Source organism: Xanthomonas sp. SS (assembly GCF_014236835.1).
GTDB lineage: Bacteria > Pseudomonadota > Gammaproteobacteria > Xanthomonadales > Xanthomonadaceae > Xanthomonas_A.
This window is the reverse complement of record NZ_CP051190.1, coordinates 3,492,798-3,514,476: the sequence shown is the minus strand read 5'-3', so window position 1 is coordinate 3,514,476 and position 21,679 is coordinate 3,492,798. Positions and strand designations below refer to the sequence as shown.

Sequence of the window (21,679 nt, the reverse complement as noted above, 5' to 3'; positions counted from 1 at the left end):
CTTTACGTCGGCGATGCTAGCGGGCATATTGATACATGAAAAATAACAAATATCTGACTATGGATATTTGTTTTCATATATCAAAATCTCATCCACCTAGAGCGAAACGGCATGGACAACACGGCAAGCGCGGCGTCTCCCGGCACCGGCAACGCAACCTACGGCAGCCTGCACGGGCGCCGGGTCTTCATCACCGGCGGCGGGTCGGGCATCGGCGCGGCGCTGGTCGAGGCCTTCGCCGGGCAGGGCGCGCAGGTCGCCTTCGTCGACGTGGCCGCCGAGGCCAGTGCGGCGTTGGCCGAGCGCCTGGCCGCGGCCGGCCTGGCCAGGCCGTGGTGGCGCCGTTGCGACGTCACCGACGTGGCCGCGCTGCAGGCGGCGCTGGGCGAGGCCGCCGCCGAGCTGGGCGATTTCCATGTGCTGCTCAACAACGTCGGCAGCGACGACCGGCACGCGCTGGACGCGGTGACCCCGGAGTACTGGGAACGCTGCGTGGCGATCAACCAGCGCGCCGCGTTCTTCGCGATCCAGGCGGCGGTGCCGGGCATGAAGCGGCTCGGCGGCGGTTCGATCGTCAACCTCGGTTCCACCGGCTGGCAGACCAAGACCGGCGGCTATCCGGTCTACGCCACCGCCAAGTCGTCGGTGAACGGGCTGACCCGCGGCCTGGCGCGCGAACTGGGCGCGGCGCGGATCCGGGTCAACGTGCTGACCCCGGGCTGGGTGATGACCGAGCGCCAGGTCACGCTGTGGCTGGACGAGGCCGGCGAGCGCGAACTGGCGCGCAACCAGTGCCTGCCGGACAAGGTGATGCCGGAAGACATCGCGCGCATGGCGCTGTTCCTGGCCTCGGACGAGTCGCGCGCGATCACCGCGCAGGAATTCGTGGTGGATGCGGGCTGGACCTGAGCGGCGGATGCGTTGTCGTCGGGTAGGAGGGGCTTCGGCCCCGGCCGTGTCCGAAGGCGGAATGTTGACCGCTGCGTTCGGTCGCGGCTGAAGCCGCTCCTACAGGGGCTTGCGGCATGCACGCCGGGTGCACTGTGGGAGGGGCTTCAGGCCCGACGCTTTGTCGGCGCGCATGCTCCGCGGCTTCGCTCTGTCGCGGCTGAAGCCGCTCCTACAGGATTTGCAGCGAACTGGCTGGGTGCACTGTGGAAATGGCTTCAGGCCTGACGGTGTCCGAAGGCGGAATGTTGACTGCCGCGTTCGGTCGCGGCTGAAGCCGCTCCTACAGGGGCTTGCGGTTGGCTGGCTGGGTGCACTGTAGGAGGGGCTTCAGCCCCGACCTCATCCTTCGGTTGGCGCGTCCGCATCCGCCGGTGCCGGCGCTTCCTCGGCCGGCGCGACGTAGCCGTACACCGGCCCGGCCGCGGCCTGCAGCGCCTGCAGCATGATCCGCGCGCCCGGCGACAGCAGCCAGTCGGTGCGGGTGATGATGCCAAACGCGTCCATCCGGCACGACAGTTCCACCGGCACGATCGCCACGCTGCCGTGGTCGGCGAAATGCCTGGCCACGTCCATCGGCACCACCGCCAGGTAGTCGCTTTGGCGCAGCAGCTGCGGCAGCACCACCAGCGCCGAGGTCTCGACCACCCGCTTCGGCGGCTCCAGCCCGGCGTTCTGGAACATCAGCTCGAAGCGATGGCGCAGCACGCTGCCGTCCGGCGGCACGATCCAGCCGGTCGCGGCCAGTTCGCGCAGCGCCGGTTGCGGCATTGCCAGGATCGGGTGGCCGGGACGGGCGATCGCGCGCACCTCTTCCTCGGCCAGCGCCTGGTAGTGCAGGTTGCGCTTGTCGTGGCGCGCGAACAGCCGCGCCACCACGATGTCCAGCTTGTTCTGCGCCAGTTGCTCCAGCAGCACGTCGCTGCCGTCCACGCGCAGCGCCACGCGTAGCAGCGGATGCTGTTCGGTGACCTGGGCCAGCGCGGCCGGCAGCAGGGTCATCGCCGGCCCGGCGATGGCGCCGACGCTGACGCTGCCGAAATAGCCGGCCTTCAGTGCCTCGATCTCGGCGCCGGCCTCGCCCAGGCTGGACAGGGCGATGCGCGCGTGGCGGATCATCGCCTCGCCGTACCAGGTCGGGCGCATGCCGCGCGGCAGCCGCTCGAACAGCGGCACCTCCATCATGTCCTCCAGGTCCTTGAGCAGCTTCGACGCGGCCGGCTGCGACATGTTCAAGGTCTCGGCGGCGCGGTGGATGTTGCCTTCCTCCTCGATCGCCAGCAGCAGCATCAGCTGCCGGGTCTTCAGGCGGGCGCGGACGAACCAGGGCGTGGCGGCAGGCATGGCGGCCCAATGCATATGAATGTTCGTATACATTAAGCCAAAAACGATATTTGTTGCATATAGGTCATCCGGCCAGAATAGAACCGCATCCGCGGCACCGGCGGTCTGTGCTGCCGCGCCGCTCTTTCGTATTCCGACAGGCGACCGATTCATGCGATTGATCCAACTGCTCGACGAGTCCGGCATCCCCAGCGTGGGCGCCGTAGAGGCGAACGGCACCCAGGTGCGCCTGCTGCGCGAAGTCGGTTCGACCTATGCGCTGGCCAACGCCGCGCTCGCCGCCGGCCTCGGCCTGGACGACTACGCCACGCATCAGCTCGGCGATATCGTGCTCGACTACGCCGAACTGCTGGCCAACCACCGCGTGCTGTCGCCGCTGACCCATCCGGACCCGGCGCACTGCCGCGTCACCGGCACCGGCCTGACCCACCTGGGCAGCGCCGCCACCCGCGACGCGATGCACCAGAACCTGCAGCAGCAGGCCGACCAGGGCACGCTCACCGATTCGATGAAGATCTTCCAGCTGGGGGTGGAAGGCGGCATCCCGCGCGACGGCCAGCCCGGTGCGCAGCCGGAGTGGTTCTACAAGGGCGACGGCAGCATCCTGGTCGCGCCGGGCGCGCCGTTGCCGTCGCCGGATTTCGCGCTGGACGGCGGCGAGGAGCCGGAACTGGTCGGGCTGTACGTGATCGGCGCCGATGGGGTGCCGTACCGGCTCGGCTTCGCGCTCGGCAACGAGTTCTCCGACCACGTCACCGAACGCCAGAACTATCTGTACCTGGCCCATTCCAAGCTGCGCGCCTGCGCGGTGGGACCGGAGCTGCGCAGCGGCGAGCTGCCGCGCGACCTGCGCGGCAGCAGTCGCATCCGCCGCGGCGATGCGGTGATCTGGGAAAAGCCCTTCGTCACCGGCGAGGCCAACATGTGCCACTCGCTGGCCAACCTGGAATACCACCACTTCAAGTACGCCGCGCATCGCGTGCCCGGCGACGTGCACCTGCATTTCTTCGGCACCGCCACGCTGAGCTTCGCCGATGGCGTGCAGGCCGAGCCGGGCGACCGTTTCGAGATCGAACTGCCGGAACTGGGCGCGGCGCTGGTCAATCCGCTGCAGCGGGTGGCGGCCGGGTTCGAACTGGGCGGCGTGCGCGCGCTGTAACCGAGCAAGGGAGGACGACATGAGCCAACGTTTCCAGAGCTATATCGACGGCCAGTGGCTGGCCGGCAGCGACATCGCGGCGGACGAGAATCCGTCCGACCTGTCCGCGCCGGTCGGCGAGGTCGGCAGCGTCGATGCCGATGCGGTGCGCGGCGCGATCGCCGCGGCCAACGCCGCGCAGGCCAAGTGGGCGGCGAGCACGCCGCAGCAGCGCGCCGATGCGCTGGACTTCGTCGGCAGCGAGATCCTGGCGCGCAAGCAGGAACTGGGCACACTGCTGGCGTCCGAAGAAGGCAAGACCCTGCCGGAGAGCATCGGCGAGGCCGCGCGCGCCGGGCAGATCTTCAAGTTCTTCGCCGGCGAGGCGCTGCGCATTCCCGGCGAGAAGCTCGCCTCCACCCGCCCCGGCGTGGACGTGGAGATCACCCGCGAGCCGGTCGGCACGGTCGGCATCATCGCGCCGTGGAATTTCCCGCTGGCGATCCCGGCGTGGAAGATCGCCCCGGCGCTGGCCTACGGCAACACCGTGGTGTTCAAGCCGGCCGAGATCGTGCCCGGCTGCGCCTGGGCGCTGGCCGAAATCCTCAGCCGCGCCGGCCTGCCCAGCGGCGCGTTCAACCTGGTGATCGGCAGCGGCCGCACCGTCGGCCAGGCGCTGGTCGAGGACCGCGGCATCGATGCGCTGAGCTTCACCGGCTCGGTGCCCACCGGCAACCATCTGCTCAAGCAGGCCGCCGCGCGCGGGCTGAAGATCCAGCTGGAAATGGGCGGCAAGAATCCGCTGGTGGTGCTGGCCGATGCGGACCTGGACCTGGCGGTGGAGATCGCGGTCAACGGCGCGTACTTCTCCACCGGCCAGCGTTGCACCGCCTCCAGCCGCCTGATCGTCGAGCGTGCGGTATACGACGAGTTCGTCGCGCGGGTCAGCAAGCGTCTGGCCACGCTGAAGATCGGCCATGCGCTGACCCCCGGCATCGACATCGGCCCGGTCGCCAGCGCCAGCCAGTTCGCGCAGGACCGCGACTACGTGCGCATCGCCCAGGAAGAAGGCGCCGAGCTGGTGTACGGCGGCGAGGCGCTGGAGTGCGAGCACCAGGGCCACTACATGCGCCCGGCGCTGATCGCCGCGCAGCCGCAGCACCGCATCGCGCGCGAGGAAGTGTTCGGCCCGGTCGCGGCGGTGATGCCGGCCGACGACTACGAACACGCGCTGGCGCTGGCCAACGACACCGAATTCGGCCTGTGCGCCGGCATCGCCACGCGCTCGCTGCAGCACGCCACGCATTTCAAGCGGCATGCGCAGGCCGGCATGGTGATGGTCAACCTGCCCACCGCCGGGGTCGATCCGCACGTGCCGTTCGGCGGGCGCAAGGCCTCCAGCTACGGCCCGCGCGAGCAGGGCCGCTATGCGGTGGAGTTCTATACGACGGTCAAGACGGCCTATACATTCGCGGGATGAACTGATCGATCCATTCGCGCGCCTGCCTGGGAGGGTGGGCGGCCGCCGCGGCCCGAACGCCGCGCGACCGCCAGCGTGCAACGAACGAGGAGGGGTTATGCAGAAGTCAGGTGTGCGTGCGGCGGTGCTGGGAATGGCGGTGCTGCTGGGTGCGGCGTTGAGCGCGTGTTCCGGCGGCGGCAAGGACGCGGCCGGCAAGTCGGGCCAGATCACGGTCGGCTTCAGCCAGGTCGGCGCCGAGAGCGAGTGGCGTACCGCCAATACCGCCTCGGTGAAGCAGGCGATCGAGCAGGCGGGGATGAAGCTCAAATTCTCCGACGCGCAGCAGAAGCAGGAAAACCAGATCAAGGCGCTGCGCTCGTTCATCGCCCAGCGCGTGGACGTGATCGCGTTCTCGCCGGTGGTCGAATCCGGCTGGGAAACCGTGCTGCGCGAAGCCAAGACGGCGAACATCCCGGTGGTGCTGACCGACCGCGCGGTCAAGGTGTCCGACGATAGTCTGTACACCACGCTGATCGGCTCGGACTTCGTCGAGGAAGGGCGCAAGGCCGGGCGCTGGCTGCTCGAGCAGTCGCCGCTGAAGGATGGCGACAAGCCGGTGCGCATCGTCGAGCTGCAGGGCACCGTGGGTTCGGCACCGGCGATCGACCGCATGAAGGGCTTCAAGGAAATCATCGCGGCCAACCCGCGCTTCCAGGTGGTGCGCTCGCAGAGCGGCGACTTCACCCGCGCCAAGGGCAAGGAAGTGATGGAGGCGTTCCTGAAGTCGGAAGGGCGCAACATCGACGTGCTGTACGCGCACAACGACGACATGGCGATCGGCGCGATCCAGGCGATCGAGGAAGCCGGGCTGAAGCCGGGCAAGGACATCCTGGTGATCTCCATCGACGGGGTGAAGGGCGCGTTCGAGGCGATGCAGGCCGGCAAGCTCAACGTCACTGTCGAATGCAATCCGCTGCTCGGCCCGCAACTGGTGCAGGCGATCCGCGACGCCAAGGCCGGCAAGCCGCTGCCCAAGCGCATCGTGGTCGAGGAATCGGTGTATACCCAGGAGCAGGCCGCCGCCGAGCTGCCCAAGCGCAAGTACTGACGGAGCCTGCCGATGAAGCCGGTGGTGCTGCACGCGCAGGGACTGAGCAAGGCCTACGCCGGCGTCGCCGCGCTGGACGACGTGGCGCTGTGCCTGCGCGGCGGCGAGATCCACGCGCTGATGGGCCAGAACGGCGCCGGCAAATCCACCCTGATCAAGCTGCTGACCGGCGCGGTCGCGGCCGACGCCGGGCGCATGGCGCTGGGCGGCGACGCGATTGCGCCGAGCTCGCCGCTGCAGGCGCAGCAGCTGGGCATCAGCACCGTGTATCAGGAAGTGAACCTGTGCCCGAACCTGTCGGTGGCCGAGAACATCTTCGCCGGCCGCTATCCGTTGAAGGGCTGGCCGCGGCGCATCGACTGGCGCCGGGTCGAGCGCGAAGCGCGCGAGTGCCTGCAGCGGCTGGGCGTGGACATTGACGTGCGCCGCGCGCTGTCCGCCTATCCGGTGGCGGTGCAGCAGATGGTGGCGATCGCGCGCGCGCTGAGCGTGTCGGCGCGGGTGCTGATTCTCGACGAACCCACCTCCAGCCTCGACGAAGGCGAGGTCGCCGAACTGTTCCGGGTGATGCGCGGCCTGCGCGAGCAGGGCATGGCGATCCTGTTCGTTACCCATTTCCTCGACCAGGTATACGCGGTGTCCGACCGCATCAGCGTGCTGCGCAACGGCCGCCTGGTCGGCGAATACCTTGCGTCTGAGCTGCCGGCGCCGCGGCTGATCGCGGCGATGGTCGGGCGCGAACTGGACGTGGCCGCCGCGGCCGCCGCGACGGTGGACGCCGCGCCGGCAGAAGACGCGCCGGTGCTGCTGCAGGCGCAGGGCCTGGGCCGGCGTGGCCAGTTGCACCCGATCGATTTGCAACTGCGCCGCGGCCAGGTGCTGGGCCTGGCCGGCCTGCTCGGCGCCGGCCGCACCGAGCTGGCGCGGCTGCTGTTCGGCCTGGACCGCGCCGATTGCGGCCAGCTGTCCATCGATGGGCGCGACGTGGCGCTGCGCGGCCCGCCAGACGCGATCCGCCACGGCCTGGCGCTGTGCCCGGAAGAGCGCAAGACCGACGGCATCGTCGCCGAGCTGTCGGTGCGCGAGAACATCGTGCTGGCGCTGCAGGCGCGCATGGGCCTGCGCCGGTTCCTGCCGCTGGCCGAACAGCTGCGCATCGCGCAGGGCTACGTGGACGCGCTGGGCATCAAGACCGCCAGCGTGGAAACCCCGGTCGGGCTGCTGTCCGGCGGCAACCAGCAGAAAGTGGTGCTGGCGCGCTGGCTGGCGACGCGGCCGCGGCTGCTGATCCTCGACGAACCCACCCGCGGCATCGACATCGCCGCCAAGCAGGACATCATGACCCGCATTCTGGCGCTGGCCCGCGAGGGCATGGCGGTGTTGTTCATTTCCGCCGAGGTCGCCGAGATCGAGCGCATCGCCGACCGCATCGCGGTGCTGCGCGAACGCCGCCTGGTCGGTGAACTGCCGGGCGGCTGCGGCGAACGCGCGGTGTTCGAGATGATCGCCGGGAGCGCGGCGGCATGAGCGCGGCGGCCACGTCTTCGCCCAGTGCGCCGCGGCTGCCGGCGCGAATCGTCGCCCACCCGCTGTTCTGGCCGCTGGCGACGCTGGCGCTGCTGCTGCTCGGCAACGGCCTGTGGAATCCGGGCTTCCTGGCGCTGCAATGGCGCGACGGGCACCTGTACGGCAACCTGGTGGACATCGGCAACCGCGCCGCGCCGCTGGCGCTGGTGGCGCTGGGCATGACCCTGGTGATCGCGGTGCGCGGCCTGGACATCTCGGTCGGCGCGGTGGTGGCGATCGCCGCGACGGTGGCGGCGTGGATGATCGGCGGCGGCGAACACAGCCGCTTTCCGCTATGGGCGGTGATCGTGGCGCCGCTGCTGGTCGCCGCTGCGTGCGGGCTGTGGAACGGGCTGCTGGTGGTCAAGGTCGGCATGCAGCCGATCATCGCCACGCTGATCCTGATGGTGGCCGGGCGCGGCGTCGCCCAGCTGATCGGCGACGGCCAGATCCTGACCATCTACTACCCGCCGTATTTCTATCTGGGCAACGGCTTCCTGCTCGGCCTGCCGTTCGCGCTGTTCGTGGTCGCCGCGGTGTTTGCGGTGTTGCAGTTGCTGCTCGGGCGCACCGCGCTGGGCCTGTTCGTGCGCGCGATCGGGCACAACCCGCGCGCGGCGCGCGTGGCCGGGATCAAGGCGCGGCTGATCGCGGTGCTGCTGTACGTGTTCTGCGCGTTCAGCGCCGGCCTGGCCGGGCTGCTGATCAGTTCCAACGTCAAGAGCGCCGACGCCAACAACGCCGGCCAGCTGATGGAACTGGACGCGATCCTGGCGGTCACCCTCGGCGGCACGCTGCTCGACGGCGGCCGCTTCAGCCTGGCCGGCAGTCTGATCGGCGCGCTGATCATCCAGACCCTGACCGCGACGATCTACGCGATCGGCGTGCCGGCGCAGGTCAACATGCTGATCAAGGCGCTGCTGGTGTTCGCGGTGATGCTGCTGCAATCGCCGCAGTTCCGCGCCAGCGTGCGCGGCTGGGTGCGGCGTGCCGAGCCGGGAGCGGGGCGATGAGCGCGGCAGGCGTTCCGATCCAGAACGCGCGCGGCCTGCGCCGCGTCGGCACGCTGCTGCACGGCGCGCGCCTGCCGCTGGCGATCACCGTGGCCCTGTTCGTGGCCATGGCCGGCGCCGGCGGCGTGCTCTACGACGGCTTCCTGTCGCCGCAGGTATTCGCCAATCTGCTGATCGACAACGCCTTCCTGTGCATCGCCGCGGTCGGCATGACGTTCGTGATCCTGAGCGGCGGCATCGACCTGTCGGTGGGCGCGGTGATCGCGTTCACCACGGTGCTGTCGGCGTCGCTGGTGCAGCACCATGGCTGGTCGCCGCTGGCGGCGATCCCGCTGGTGCTGCTGCTCGGGGCGCTGTTCGGCGCGTTCATGGGCATGCTGATCCAGCGCTACCGGCTGCAGCCGTTCGTGGTGACCCTGGCCGGCATGTTCCTGGCGCGCGGCGCCAGCTATCTGATCAGCGTCGACTCGATCCCGATCGACGATGCGCTGTACGTGGCCATCGCCCAGTTCCGCGTGCCGATCGGCGCAGGCGCCTCGCTGTCGATCGGCGCGCTGGTCGCGCTGGCCACGGTGGCGCTGGGCATGTGGCTGGCGCACAGCACGCGCTTCGGCCGCTGCGTGTACGCACTGGGCGGCAGCGAGGCCTCGGCGCGGCTGATGGGCCTGCCGGTGGCCGCCACCCAGGTCAAGGTCTACGCCTTCAGCGGATTCTGCTCGGCGCTGGCCGGGGTGGTGTGCACGTTCTACATGCTGTCCGGCTACAGCCTGCATGCGCTGGGCCTGGAACTGGATGCGATCGCCGCGGTGGTGATCGGTGGCACCTTGCTGGCCGGCGGCAGCGGCTACGTGATCGGCACGCTGTTCGGCGTGCTGATCCTGGGCGTGATCCAGACCCTGATCGTGTTCGACGGCACGCTCAGCTCGTGGTGGACACGCATCGTGATCGGCGCGCTGCTGCTGGTGTTCTGCCTTCTGCAACGCGTGTTGACCCGGCGCACGCCGGATTCGGGAGCGGACGCATGACGGAATATGACGAGGCGGGCCTGGCCTGCACACGGCGCGACTTCCTGCACTACGGCGGCGCCTCGCTGGCCGCGCTGGGCCTGTTGGCGCAAGGCGAGGCGCTGGCCGCACCGCCTGCGGAGGTAGCAGCGGCCGCGAAACGGCAGCCGGCCGTGCAACTGCGCGAGCAGCCGTTCGCGCTGGGCCAGGTGCAATTGCTCGACGGCCCGTTCCTGCAGGCGCGCGAGCGCGATCGCCGCTACCTGATGTCCATTCCCAACGACCGCCTGCTGCACAATTTCCGGCTGGCCGCGGGCCTGGACTCGAACGCCGAGCCGCTGGGCGGCTGGGAGTCGCCGCACTGCGAGATCCGCGGGCATTTCGCCGGAGGCCACTACCTGTCGGCCTGCGCGCTGCTGTACGCGGCCACCGGCGATGCCGCGCTGAAGGACAAGGCCGATGCGCTGGTCGCCGAACTGGCGCGCTGCCAGCGTGCGGACGGCTACATCGGCGCGTACCCGTCCTCGTTCTACGACCGGCTCGGCCGCCGCGAAGAGGTGTGGGTGCCGATCTACACCGCGCACAAGATCCTGGCCGGGCACCTGGATATGGCCCGCCATGCCGGCAACGCACAGGCGCTGCGCACCGCGCAGCGCTTCGCCGACTGGCTGGGCGCGTGGATGGACGGCTTCGACGACGCGCAGTGGCAACGCATCCTCGGCGTGGAGTTCGGCGGCGTGCACGAGTCGCTGCTGGAGCTGTACCTGCTCAGCGGCGACGCCAGGTACCAGCGCTGGGCCGCGCGCTACGAGCAGGCCGCGCTGCTGGAGCCGCTGGCGCAGCAGCGCGACGCGCTGGCCGGCCTGCACGCCAACACCCAGATCCCGAAGATCGTCGCCGCCGCGCGCGCCTACGAGATCGACGGCGAGCCGCGCCAGCGCCAGATCGCCGAATTCTTCTGGCGCACGGTCAGTGGCCACCATGCCTATTGCACCGGCGGCGTCAGCGACTTCGAGATGTTCGGCAAGCCCGACCACTTTGCCGGGCGCCTGAGCGGGCACAGCCACGAGTGCTGCTGCAGCTACAACATGCTCAAGCTGACCCGGCACCTGTACACCTGGCAGCCGGACGCGGCGCTGATGGACTACTACGAGCGCGTGCTGTTCAACGCGCGCCTGGGCACCCAGGACGAAGCCGGCATGATGATGTACTTCGTGCCGATGGATGCCGGCTACTGGAAGCTCTACAACACCCCGTTCGCCTCGTTCTGGTGCTGCACCGGCACCGGCGTGGAGGAGTTCGCCAAGAGCAACGACAGCATCTACTTCCGCGACGATGCCGGCCTCACCGTCAACCTGTTCATCGCCTCGCAGCTGGATTGGGCCGAGCGCGGCCTGCGCGTCGTGCAGCGCACCCGCTTCCCGCAGCAGGAAGGCACCGCGCTGGAGTTCCAGTGCAAGCGCCCGCAGCAGATGACCCTGCGCCTGCGCATCCCGTACTGGGCCACCCAGGGCGTGCGCCTGCGCATCAACGGCAAGGCACAGGCGGTCAAGGCGACCCCGGGCAGCTACTTGGCGCTGGAGCGCCGTTTCGCCGACGGCGATCGCATCGAACTGGACCTGCCGATGGCGCTGCACGCGGCGCCGCTGCCCGACGAACCCAGCCTGCAGGCGATGATGTACGGCCCGCTGGTGCTGGCCGCGCAGCTGGGCAGCGACGGCATCGATCCGGCGCAGCTGCACGTGTCCGATCAGCGGCCGTCGTTGAACCGGATCGTCGGCCGCCAGCTGCCGGCGGTGTATTTCGCGCCGGAAAAATTGTGGGCGCGCAAGCGCGAGGGCCAGGAATTGGTGTTCGAGGCCGAGGGACTGCAGGGTCCGCTGACCCTGGTGCCGTTCTACCGCATCGCCCACGAGCGCTATGCGGTCTATTGCCGAGCGAGGCCGGTATGGGAAAAGAACCCGCAATTCTGAGCCGCTGGCGCAGGGCGTCCGCGACGATCGCTGCAGCCTGCGCGTTGCTGCTGTGCGCGCTGCCGGCGCTGGCCGCCGAGCGCATGGTCGGCGACGTGCTCAGCCCGGACGCCACGCTGCGCGCGCAAGTGAGCGTGGACGCGGCCGGCAGCGCGCACTACCGCGTGCTGCGCGTCGGGCGCGAGGTACTGTTGCGCTCGCGGCTGGGCCTGGTCCGCGACGATGCCGATTTCTCCATGGGCCTGCGTCTGCTCGCGGTGTCGCCGGTCGAGCCTGTGCACGATCGCTACGAGCTGCTGACCGGCAAGCGGCGCATCAACGAGTACCGCGCGAACCGCCGCGTGTTCTCCTGGCGCGGCGCCAACGGCGAGCGCCTGCAGATCGAATTCCAGGTCTCCGACGACGGCGTCGCGTTCCGCTACGATTTCCCGCAGCGCGACCCTAAAATCCGCGAGCTGCGCGAGGACTCCACCACGTTCCGCTTCGCCGCCGCCACGCGCGCCTGGCTGCAACCGATGTCGCCGGCGAAGACTGGCTTCGGCAGGACCAATCCTTCGTACGAGGAGTACTACCTGCAGGACATCGGCGTCGGCACGCCGTCGCCGCTCGCGGCCGGCTGGGTGTATCCGGCCTTGTTCCGCCATGAGGCGGACTGGGTCCTGCTCAGCGAGGGGTCGCTGGGCCGCGGCCACGCCGGCAGCCGCCTGCGCGATGTCGCCGACGCGCCCGGCGCGTACGCGATCGGCATGCCCGATCCGCGCGAGGTGCTGCCCGGCGGCGCCGCCAACCCGCGCTTCGCGCTGCCGTGGCGCTCGCCGTGGCGCATCGTCGCGGTCGGCAGCCTGAAGACCATCGCCGAGTCCACGCTCGGCACCGACCTGGCCGATCCGCCCGCGGCCGCGCCGATCGCGCCGCCGCAGCCGGGCAAGGCGTCGTGGAGCTGGCCGCTGCTCGGCGACGGCGCCACCACCTTCGAAGTGCAGAAGCGCTACATCGACTTCGCCGCGCGCATGGGCTGGCGCTACACCTTGATCGATGCCCTGTGGGACACGCAGATCGGCGAAGACAAGCTGCGCGAGCTGATCGCCTACGCGCACAGCAAGCAGGTGTCGATCCTGCTCTGGTACAACTCGGCCGGCAGCTGGAACGAAGCGCCGCAGACCCCGCGCGACCGCATGCTGACCCACGCCAGCCGCATCCGCGAGTTCGCGCGGCTCAAGGCGATGGGCGTGGCCGGGGTGAAGATCGACTTCTTCGGCGGCGACGGGCAGTCGATGATCGGCTACTACCTGGACATCATGCAGGATGCCGCGCCGTACGGGCTGATGCTCAACTTCCACGGCGCCACCTTGCCGCGCGGCTGGCAGCGCACCTGGCCGGACCTGATGACGATGGAGGCGGTGCGCGGGCTGGAATTCGCCACCTTCGAGCAGGTCAACGCCGACCAGGTGCCGGCGCATGCGGCGATGCTGCCGTTCGCGCGCAACGTGTTCGACCCGATGGACTTCACCCCGCTGGCCCTGGTCAAACTCAACGACAAGGTGCAGCGCCGCACCACGCCGGGCTTCGAGCTGGCCGAGACGGTGCTGTTCGTGTCCGGCATCCAGCATTACGCCGAGACCCCGGAGAATCTGGAAAAGGCGGCGCCGGAGGTGCAGGCGCTGCTGCGCGAACTGCCCTCGGTGTGGGACGACAGCCGCTACGTGGATGGCTATCCCGGCCGCTTCGCGGTGTTCGCGCGGCGCGGCGGCACGCGCTGGTACGTGGCCGGCATCAACGCCGATGCGCAACCGCGCACGCTGCGCCTGAACCTGGCGGAGCTGGGCGTGGCCGGTCGCGGCGCGCGCCTGATCGTCGATGGCGACGGCCCGCTGGGCCTGGCCAGCCGGCGCATCGAAGCGGGGCCGACGCAGAACGTCGAGGTGGCGTTGCCGGCACGCGGCGGCTTCGTGCTGCAGTTCGACTGAGCGCGCTGGCGCCTGCCGCGTGCAGGGGCGGGCACCGCCGCAACGGCGCCTGCGCCTGCCGATGGCGGGGATTGCCTGGTGTTCGATGCGGTGTCGCGCCGGGTTGCCAAGGCTGAATCCGTGCCATTGCGGCGACGGCATGACGGTCGCATTCGCATGCATCGGCGTCGCAGCGGCAATGCGGCGGCATAGAATTGGCGCTCGCGACAGGAGCGCTGCCATGCTGAAGATCTGGGGCCGACACAATTCGAGCAACGTGCGCAAGGTGCTGTGGTGCGCCGAGGAAATCGGCGTGGCCTATGAATCGATCGAGGTCGGCGGTGCGTTCGGCAAGACCGCCGATCCGGCCTACCGCGCATTGAATCCCAACGGCCTGGTGCCGGCGATCGAGGACCACGGCCTGGCGCTGTGGGAATCCAACGCCATCGTGCGCTACCTGGCCGCGCGCTATGCGCCGGACACGCTGTATCCGCAGGATCCGGCCGAGCGCGCGCGTGGCGACAAGTGGATGGACTGGACCACGTCGACCTTCGCCGGCCCGTTCCGCGATCTGTTCTGGGGCACGCTGCGCACCGCGCCCGAAGCACGCGACGCAGCCAGGATCGCCGCGGCGCTGGCGCGTTCGGGCGAATTGCTGGGCATGGCCGATGCGGCGCTGGCGCAGCAGCCGTGGCTGTCGGGCGCGCAGTTCGCGATGGGCGACATCCCGCTGGGCAGCTTCGCCTACGCCTGGTTCGAGATGCCGATCGAACGGCCGGCGCTGCCGCATCTGCAGGACTGGTACCGGCGCCTGCAACAGCGTCCGGCCTACCGCAAGGGCGTGATGACGCCGCTGACCTGAGTATGGTGTGGCCTGCGGCCAGCGTTGCCGCGCCGTTTCGCTGCAGCGGCCATTCCGCTCGCGCGTATCCGCTACCTGACGGCAAGGAGCCGCCACCTTGATCGAAACCCCGAAAATCGTGTTGTGCATTCCCGGCCCATGGCAGGACCGTTCGGATCTGCTCGCGCGCATCGTCCGCGACAGCGGCGGTTACCTGTTTGCCGGGCAGGTCCTGCTGCATATGGAAAGCGGCGATGCCTTCGAACTGCAATACGAGTCGCGCGACCCACGCATGGCCGACGCGTTCGCTGCCGCCGGGCCGCATTGGCTCGATTCCGACGACATGGCGCGCATCGATGCGCATGCCTCGGTCGTGTACCTGATCGGCGATGGCGGTTCCCGGGCGCGCGCCGAGGCGATGATGCTGGCGGCCGCGGCGCTGCTGGACGCCGGCGGCCTGGGCGTGAAGGTCGAGAGCAGCGGCGTCGCGCACGGTCCGGGGGCGTGGCGCCAGCTGTGCGCGGACCTGGGCTTTTTCAGCGCCCATCGTGCCTATGTGTTGAACCTCACCGGCGAGCAGGTGCATTCCTGCGGCATGCACCATTTCGGCATGAAGGACGCGATCGTTGATGCGCAGGCGGCAGACGACCCGGTCGCGCTGCTGCACACCTTCACCTGGTACCTGTTCACCGAAGCGCCGGCGATGCGCGAGGGCCATACCTTTGCCGTCGCCGAGGATGCGCCGCGCTACCGGCTCGACGCCGAACCCAGCGCCCAGTTCCAGCCCGGCGACCTGTTCGCCAATCCCTACGGGCTCTGGCGGCTGACGCCGCTGTGAGGCCGGCACTTTTCTGGCCTCGGTGCAGGCCGCCCCACCTGTAGGAGCGGCTTCAGCCGCGACAGGAGGCCCATCGCCACCATCGCTGCATCACACGCGATAACCCTCAAAACCTCAACGCGGCGCATGCACCGTCGCCGCCACCAGCCGCATCACCAGCGGCCGCACCACCAGAATGCAGCAGAACGCAGTTGGCATCGCCAGCCGATACGCGCCCAGCACGCGCTGCAGATAGTCCTCGCCGAGACCGGCATTGGCCGCGGTGATCACCAGGCACATCAGCATGGCCATGATCGCGGCCATGTAGAAAGCGAACACGAACGGCGTGGTGCGCACGCCCAGTTTCAGGCGGCGTGGCGCGGCGATATCGAAATCCTGCATGGGCGATGCCTCGGTGGTCGTTGCGGCCTGACGGCGCGGGAGGCGGCACGTTAGCAAGCCGGTCGCAGCGCCAGTAGGCGAGGGCGGCTTGCGACTTTGTAAACTGCAACTTACGAATGCATCGCGTATAGCTGTTGCCAGTGAACCTTCTTCAGTCCATCCGCAGCTTCATCCATACCGTCGAGGCCGGCAGCGTCGCCGGCGGCGCCAAGGCCTTGGGCGTGAGCGCGGCGGCGGTGAGCCAGAACATCGCGCGGCTGGAAGCGCACCTGGGCGTGCGCCTGCTCAACCGCAGCACGCGCAGCCTGGCGCTGACCGAGCGCGGCGCGCTGTATCTGCAGCAGGTGCGGCGGGTGGAGCTGGATCTGGAGCGCGCGCGGCAATCGGTGGCCGATCCGCAGGCCGAGCCGGAAGGGCGGTTGCGCATCGCCAGCACCGCCGCGTTCGGCCGGCATGTGCTGGCGCCGCTGCTGCCGGCGCTGGCGGCGCGGCATCCGCGTCTGTCGATCGAACTGCTGAGCGCCGATCATCGCGTGGACCATGCGCAGGAAGGCGTGGACGCCAGCATCCGCATCGAGCCGCAATTGCAGGACGGCCTGGTCGCGCGGTGCATCGCCGCGGTGCCGTTCGTGTTCTGCGCCGCGCCGGAGTACCTGGCGCGTGCGGGCACGCCGGCGACGCCGGAGCAGTTGAAGGACCACGCCTGCCTGTTGCTGCGCTGGGCGGTGGACGGCCGCTACCTGCGTTGGGGCTTCGTCCGCGACGGGCTGCGCTTCGATGTCGAGGTGGCGCCGGCGCTGGTCGGCGACGACATCGATGCGCTCGCCGCCATGGCCGCGGCCGGCGGCGGCATCACCCGGCTGGCCGCGTTCGTGGCGCAGCCTTACCTGCAGCGCGGCGCGTTGCGCGCCTTGTTCGAAGACGCCGCTGCTGGCGCGGCCGACGCTGCGCCCGAACCGATGCGGCTGTACCTTTGCGTGGCCGACCGCCGCGATTTCACCCCGAAGGTGCGCGCCCTGCAGGAGCACCTCGTCGCCGGCCTGCCGCTGGCGTGGCGCGTGGCGCCGGCCTAGACCCGCACGACGGGCCGCGCGTTACGGCCTGCCGCCGGCCACCGCCGGCGCCGCCTCGCGCGCGGCGGCGCGGCGCATCACCCAGTTGAACAGCGGCGTGGCCATCAGCGTGGAGACGATCGCCATCAGCACCAGGATCGAGAACAGGCCCTGCTCGATGACCCCGGCCTGCAGGCCGATGTTGATGATGATCAGCTCCATCAGCCCGCGCGCGTTCATCAGCGCGCCGATCGCCATCGCGTCGCGGTTGTTCTCGCCGCTGGCGCGCGCCGCGGCCCAGCAGGCGATGCCCTTGCCCAGGAACGAGGCGAGCAGGATCGCCACCGCGGCGATCAGGATCTGCGGGTCCAGCAGCACGCTGAGCTGGGTCTTGAGCCCGGAGAAGGTGAAGAACATCGGCAGCAGGAACACCACCACGAACGGCTGCAGCTGCTCGCGCAGCTTCTCGGTCAGCGCGCCCTTGGGCAGGCAGGCGCCGAGCAGGAAACCGCCGAACACCGCGTGGATGCCGATCGCGTCCATCGCCCAGGCGCTCGTGCAGAACAGCATCAGCACCACCGCCAGCACGCTGGCGCTGAGCGGCTGGTCGGGGCGCACGTGATCGGCCAGGCGGCGCAGCCAATGGCGGCCGACCAGCATCATGAACAGCGCGTAGCCCACGCCGCCGCCGATCGCCAGGTAGGCGCTGTTCCAGCTGCCGCCGAAGCTGGCCAGTACGATGGCCAGGATGCACCAGGCCGCGGCGTCGTCCACCGCGCCGGCGGTGAGCGCCAACGTGCCCAGCGAACTGCCGGTGAGGCCGCGCTCGTGGATGATCCGCGCCAGCATCGGGAACGCGGTGATGGCGATGGCCGCGCCCAGGAACAGCGAGGCTTCCAGGGTCTTGGCCTTCGCCGAGAACAGGCCCGGGGTATGCAGCAGCCACGGCACCAGCGCGAACGCGAGCACGAACGGCACCGCGATGCCGGCCAGCGACACGCTCATCGCGCTGCGGTAGCGCGCGCGGAAGTGGTCGCCGCGGAAGTCGGTGCCGACCAGGAACATGTACAGGCCCACGCCGAACTGCGCGACCACGTACAGCATGTCCAGGGTCTGCTTGGGGAACAGCGCCTGCTGCACGTCCGGCAGCAGCCAGCCGAACAGCGACGGCCCCAGCGCCACGCCGGCGATCATCTCGCCCACCACCTGCGGCTGGCCCACGCGCTTGGCCAGCAGGCCGACCAGCCGGCAGATCAGCAGGATCGCCGCCGCCTGCAGAAAGAAATAGACGGACATCTGCGGTGTGGTCATCGGCACGCATCCCTGATATGTCGGCGGATGATAGGAGCGCGGCGCGGAGAAATCCACGCAAGCCGGCCGCTCGCCATGCGCGCCTGGCGGTGCGGCGAAGCGCCGACGGTACTTTCGGCACTGACCGCCGCGCGCCGGATGCAGTGCTATGCGGGGCTGCGCGCGTGGCCGTTGGCGGCCGCTGGGCGCGTTACCACTTGATTGCAGCGGGAGAGAAAGCGATGAGCGAAGCATGGACGCGGCGGCAATGGCTGGGCCTTTCCGGCAGCGCGCTGCTTGCCGGGCTGCTGCCCGCTACGGCGGCGGCGAATGGCGCCGTGGCACCGAAGGCGAAGGACACGGCCGGCAACGGCGCGGACGCAAGCGACGCCGCGGCGCTGTATCGCCGCGCCCTGGTGCTCGACGCCAACACCCTGGCCTCGATCGGCCAGCTGGCCGGCGAAGGCGACAGCGCCGAGCGCATACGCCAGTTGCGCGATTCCGGCGTGACCGCGCTGAAGACCACGCTGGGCGGCGCCGCTGGCGACTTCGAGGAAGCGGTGAAGGACATCGCCGCGGCGCAGGCGCTGGTCGAAACCTATCCGCAGCACTTCCTGAAAGTGCTGCGGCACGACGACCTGCTGCGGGCCAAGCGCGAGGGCCGGATCGCGCTGATCTTCTCCTTCGAATCGGCGGCGATGCTGGAGGACAAGCCCGAGCGCATCGATCTGTTCCGCCAGCTCGGCGTGCGCGTGATGCAGCTGTCCTACAACCGCGCCTCGCCGTTCGGCACCGGCTGCCTGGACGGCGATACCGGCGGCGTCACCACGCTCGGGCGCGAAGCGATCGCGCGCATGAACCGGCTCGGCGTGGCGCTGGACCTGAGCCATGCCAATGCGCAGACCACCCGCGACGGCATCGCGCTGTCGCAGCGTCCGCCGGTGTTCACCCATGCCGGCTGCAGCGCGGTGTTCGCGCATCCGCGCAACAAGCTCGACCGCGACATGCGCGCGCTGGCCGACAAGGGCGGGGTGATGGGCATCTACATGCTGCCGTTTCTGACTGAGGACAGCCGCCAGCCGCAGCTGGCCGATTATCTGCGGCACATGCGCCATGCGCTGGACGTGTGCGGCGAGGACCACGTCGGCATCGGCACCGACTCGATGTTCTTCCCGGTCACCGCGCAGGACATCCGCGAGATGGACACGCTGATGCAGCAGCGCCGCCACGACGGCGTCGGCGCGCCCGGCGAGAACCGCACCCCGTACCTGCCCGACGTCAACAGCGTGCGCAAGCTCGAACGCGTCGCCGATGGCCTGCTGCGCCACGGCTACAGCGCGCGGGTGACCGAGAAGGTGCTGGGGCTGAACTTCGATCGGGTGTTCGGCGAGATCTGGGCGGCCTGACGCGCGCCGGCATATCCGTGTTCCAGACTTTCGCGCTCGCGCTCATCGTTCCTCAAGGCTGCCGCGTTTCCTCCGTTTCGACGCCTGCGAGGTGCGTCGAGAAGCGCGAGCGATGCGTGCCTGGATTGGTGCCGAACTGGCGCTGAAACGCGCGGCGCAGCTGCTGTTCGTCGCCATAGCCCACGTGCAGGGCGATGCTCTTCAAGGGCAACCCGGTTTCCTCCAACGCGCGGCACGCCGCCTCGAGCCGCATCAACTCGACCGTCTTGGCAGGCGTGCGCCCCACCTTGGCCGCATAGATGCGCGCGAAGGTTCGCGGCGCCATGTTTGCACGCTCGGCGAGCTGCGGGACCGACAGGTCCGCGCCCAGATTCGCCGCCATCCACGCGTGCAGCTCGACGAAGGCATGATCCCGCGTCTGCGCCGCCAGCGGCACGCTGAACTGCGATTGCCCGCCGGCGCGCTTCATGAAAACCACCAGGTGTCTGGCAGCATCGATCGCAACGCGCGGGCCATAATCCTGCTCTATCAGCGCCAGTGCGAGATCGATGCCCGAACTCACCCCGGCCGAGGTCCACAGATTGCCGTCGCGGATGAAGATGCTGTCCGGATCGACCTCCAGTTGCGGATGCCGGCGCTTCAACTTATCGAGCCAGGCCCAGTGCGTCGCCACGCGCCGGCCATCGAGCTGGCCGGCGGCTGCCAGAAGGAACGCGCCCGTACAGACGGAACACAGCCTGCGTACCGATCCGGCGCGCGCGGCGATGAAATCGCGCAACGCGGGCGTGACCTCGAACTCCTCGCCCGCGCAGCCGCCCGGCACGATCAGTGTGTCGATCGCGACGTTCGCCAGCGCGCAGACCGCGACGGTGACCACGGGCAAGCCCGACCCGGTGACGATCGGGCCACCCTGTGCCGATGCCACGATCGTGTCATAGCGTGCCGGTGCCCCCGATTCCGCGCCCCGGTTGGCCGTGGCCAGCGCCTGCAACGGACCAGCGAGGTCAAGCAGGTTCATCCCGTCGTAGGCAAGAAGCACCACCCGCAGCGGTCCTGGCGGCTGTCCCGCGCGATCGCTGCGGATGGGCTTTCCATCTATGGAAGCTGGAACACCTTGAGCTGGCAAAGACGTCATGGGCTAGCGTCCGGTGGCGGCATATGGCCACCCTGTGACCTGGACTGGATAACGCCGAGGGAGGGAACTGTGCATGTCACTGTGCCGCCTTCAGGTCGCCCCACGGATATTCCATGCCGAGTGCGGACAGGCGCGCGGTGCCGCTGCCATAGCGCTGGGCGATCAGATCGAAAGCGGCAGGCAGCGCCGTGCCGGCAGGGGCGGTCTCGGCCACTACGATGCGCACGTCCGCAGTCAAGGACGATGTCGCCTGGGTCTGCACGCGCAGGCCGCCGCGAAGCCGTACCGGGCCGGCCGTGTCGGAGACAGCGCGGACTTCGTTGCGCATCGTGCGCGACCATGCCTCGGCGTGAAGCGACAGCGCCACCTCGTCGTCACCGTCTTGCACCTGTATCGCCACCACATCTTCGTGCTTGACGTGCATGTTGGCGCGGTGCGTTGCCTCGTCCGCCGGCAGAACCTTGAACATGTCGCTGTCATGCGCGGGTTCCCATGCCGCAACGCCCAGGCGGTCGGCGGTCGCGCGCGCCGCTTGCGGTCCGGCGATCGTCTCGACCAGCGCAAGGCTGATCGGCAGTGCGGCAGAGACGCCGGCGCTCGAGGCGACATCGCCATCGGCCACATAGCGCAGGTTCGTCAGCCAGGTGACCTGCCGGTAATGCTTCCGACGATCCTGCAGCGAAGCCCAGTGGCCCGTGGCGCGGCGACCGTCGAGCGCGCCGATCTCCGCCAGCAGCTCGACGCCGTCGCAAATCGACACCAACGCGGCGCCGTGCGCGCGTTGCGCCCGCAACCAGGTCGCTTCCTCGGCATGCTTGTCCGCCGTCGCCGGTACGATCACGTAGTCGGCCCCATCGGGGTAGGCTTCGTCGAACGCGGCGACGGTCATGTCGGGCAACAGCGTGAGCGGGCCAGCCTTCAACGGGCGGTCGGTCATGTTCAGGGCGATCACCTTTGCCGCGCCGGATTGCGCGAGTACGCCGTATGGCACGACGAAGTCCGACAGCACGGTCTTGTCCTGGGCGACCACGACCACCACGGGCAGCGCATCCGGATGCTTGCGGACGTGGATGATCGGCAAGCCCGTCACCTGGGCATTCGCTGGCTGCGCTGTCGCCGCAGAACCGGCGGCGGCAACCGACCCACACACCGCGAAGAGGCCGGCGACGCTGACAAGGGCGATGCGCGAGAGGAAGCGTGGATGTTGCGACATGGTGGAATCCGGTGTGGTTGG

18 protein-coding genes are annotated in these 21,679 nt (G+C 69.5%); 13 read left to right on the top strand and 5 right to left on the bottom strand.

What is annotated here, in order from left to right; genetic code table 11:
- Nucleotides 1–111: 111 nt before the first annotated feature.
- Complete coding sequence (locus HEP74_RS14530) at nt 112–909, top strand: SDR family NAD(P)-dependent oxidoreductase (protein WP_185813483.1); 798 nt, start codon at nt 112–114, stop codon at nt 907–909.
- Nucleotides 910–1,290: 381 nt separating this feature from the next.
- On the opposite strand, the gene HEP74_RS14525 is transcribed toward HEP74_RS14530, so the two are convergent.
- Nucleotides 1,291–2,292, bottom strand: coding sequence for a LysR substrate-binding domain-containing protein (locus tag HEP74_RS14525; RefSeq protein ID WP_185813482.1), 1,002 nt, complete (start codon nt 2,290–2,292; stop codon nt 1,291–1,293).
- Between the two features lie 151 nt (nt 2,293–2,443).
- On the opposite strand from HEP74_RS14525, the gene araD1 reads away from it, so the two are divergent.
- The 10 genes from araD1 (at nt 2,444) to HEP74_RS14475 (ending at nt 15,181) form a co-directional block, all read left to right on the top strand.
- Nucleotides 2,444–3,451, top strand: coding sequence for an AraD1 family protein (araD1, locus tag HEP74_RS14520; protein ID WP_185813481.1), 1,008 nt, complete (start codon nt 2,444–2,446; stop codon nt 3,449–3,451).
- Nucleotides 3,452–3,470: 19 nt separating this feature from the next.
- On the top strand, nt 3,471–4,910 hold the full coding sequence (locus HEP74_RS14515; RefSeq protein WP_053836742.1) for an aldehyde dehydrogenase family protein: 1,440 nt from the start codon (nt 3,471–3,473) through the stop codon (nt 4,908–4,910).
- A 97-nt stretch (nt 4,911–5,007) separates the two neighbouring features.
- A complete protein-coding gene (locus tag HEP74_RS14510) occupies nt 5,008–6,000 on the top strand; it encodes an ABC transporter substrate-binding protein (protein ID WP_185813480.1) in 993 nt (330 codons plus the stop codon).
- A gap of 12 nt (nt 6,001–6,012) precedes the next feature.
- Nucleotides 6,013–7,527, top strand: a complete 1,515-nt coding sequence (locus HEP74_RS14505; protein ID WP_185813479.1) for a sugar ABC transporter ATP-binding protein — start codon at nt 6,013–6,015, stop codon at nt 7,525–7,527.
- On the top strand, nt 7,524–8,579 hold the full coding sequence (locus tag HEP74_RS14500) for an ABC transporter permease (RefSeq protein WP_185813478.1): 1,056 nt from the start codon (nt 7,524–7,526) through the stop codon (nt 8,577–8,579). The genes HEP74_RS14505 and HEP74_RS14500 overlap by 4 nt, the downstream gene beginning before the upstream one ends.
- Nucleotides 8,576–9,604: a galactofuranose ABC transporter, permease protein YjfF gene (gene yjfF, locus HEP74_RS14495; protein WP_185813477.1), complete on the top strand. Its 1,029-nt coding sequence runs from the start codon at nt 8,576–8,578 to the stop codon at nt 9,602–9,604. Before HEP74_RS14500 ends, yjfF begins: the two co-directional genes overlap by 4 nt.
- On the top strand, nt 9,601–11,556 hold the full coding sequence (locus HEP74_RS14490) for a glycoside hydrolase family 127 protein (RefSeq protein ID WP_185813476.1): 1,956 nt from the start codon (nt 9,601–9,603) through the stop codon (nt 11,554–11,556). Before yjfF ends, HEP74_RS14490 begins: the two co-directional genes overlap by 4 nt.
- Nucleotides 11,532–13,523, top strand: a complete 1,992-nt coding sequence (locus tag HEP74_RS14485) for a glycoside hydrolase family 97 protein (protein ID WP_185813475.1) — start codon at nt 11,532–11,534, stop codon at nt 13,521–13,523. The genes HEP74_RS14490 and HEP74_RS14485 overlap by 25 nt, the downstream gene beginning before the upstream one ends.
- A gap of 220 nt (nt 13,524–13,743) precedes the next feature.
- Nucleotides 13,744–14,364, top strand: coding sequence for a glutathione S-transferase family protein (locus tag HEP74_RS14480; protein WP_185813474.1), 621 nt, complete (start codon nt 13,744–13,746; stop codon nt 14,362–14,364).
- Between the two features lie 97 nt (nt 14,365–14,461).
- A complete protein-coding gene (locus tag HEP74_RS14475) occupies nt 14,462–15,181 on the top strand; it encodes a hypothetical protein (protein WP_185813473.1) in 720 nt (239 codons plus the stop codon).
- 114 nt (nt 15,182–15,295) lie between these two features.
- On the opposite strand, the gene HEP74_RS14470 is transcribed toward HEP74_RS14475, so the two are convergent.
- The gene (locus tag HEP74_RS14470) at nt 15,296–15,562 is read right to left on the bottom strand and encodes a DUF2798 domain-containing protein (protein ID WP_185813472.1); all 267 of its coding nucleotides are present in this window, start codon (nt 15,560–15,562) and stop codon (nt 15,296–15,298) included.
- 140 nt (nt 15,563–15,702) lie between these two features.
- Here HEP74_RS14470 and HEP74_RS14465 point away from each other — a divergent pair, with 140 nt between their 5' ends.
- Entirely contained in the window at nt 15,703–16,635 is a 933-nt protein-coding gene (locus HEP74_RS14465; RefSeq protein ID WP_185813471.1) for a LysR family transcriptional regulator, read from the top strand.
- A 21-nt stretch (nt 16,636–16,656) separates the two neighbouring features.
- Here the strand turns inward: HEP74_RS14465 and HEP74_RS14460 are convergent, their stop codons facing one another.
- Nucleotides 16,657–17,925, bottom strand: a complete 1,269-nt coding sequence (locus tag HEP74_RS14460; protein WP_185813470.1) for a cation:proton antiporter — start codon at nt 17,923–17,925, stop codon at nt 16,657–16,659.
- A 221-nt stretch (nt 17,926–18,146) separates the two neighbouring features.
- On the opposite strand from HEP74_RS14460, the gene HEP74_RS14455 reads away from it, so the two are divergent.
- The gene (locus tag HEP74_RS14455) at nt 18,147–19,310 is read left to right on the top strand and encodes a dipeptidase (RefSeq protein WP_185813469.1); all 1,164 of its coding nucleotides are present in this window, start codon (nt 18,147–18,149) and stop codon (nt 19,308–19,310) included.
- A 52-nt stretch (nt 19,311–19,362) separates the two neighbouring features.
- On the opposite strand, the gene HEP74_RS14450 is transcribed toward HEP74_RS14455, so the two are convergent.
- Together HEP74_RS14450 and HEP74_RS14445 are read right to left on the bottom strand one after the other, a co-directional pair.
- On the bottom strand, nt 19,363–20,445 hold the full coding sequence (locus tag HEP74_RS14450; RefSeq protein ID WP_185813468.1) for a GlxA family transcriptional regulator: 1,083 nt from the start codon (nt 20,443–20,445) through the stop codon (nt 19,363–19,365).
- 76 nt (nt 20,446–20,521) lie between these two features.
- On the bottom strand, nt 20,522–21,658 hold the full coding sequence (locus HEP74_RS14445; RefSeq protein WP_185813467.1) for a DJ-1/PfpI family protein: 1,137 nt from the start codon (nt 21,656–21,658) through the stop codon (nt 20,522–20,524).
- Between the last annotated feature and the right edge of the window lie 21 nt (nt 21,659–21,679).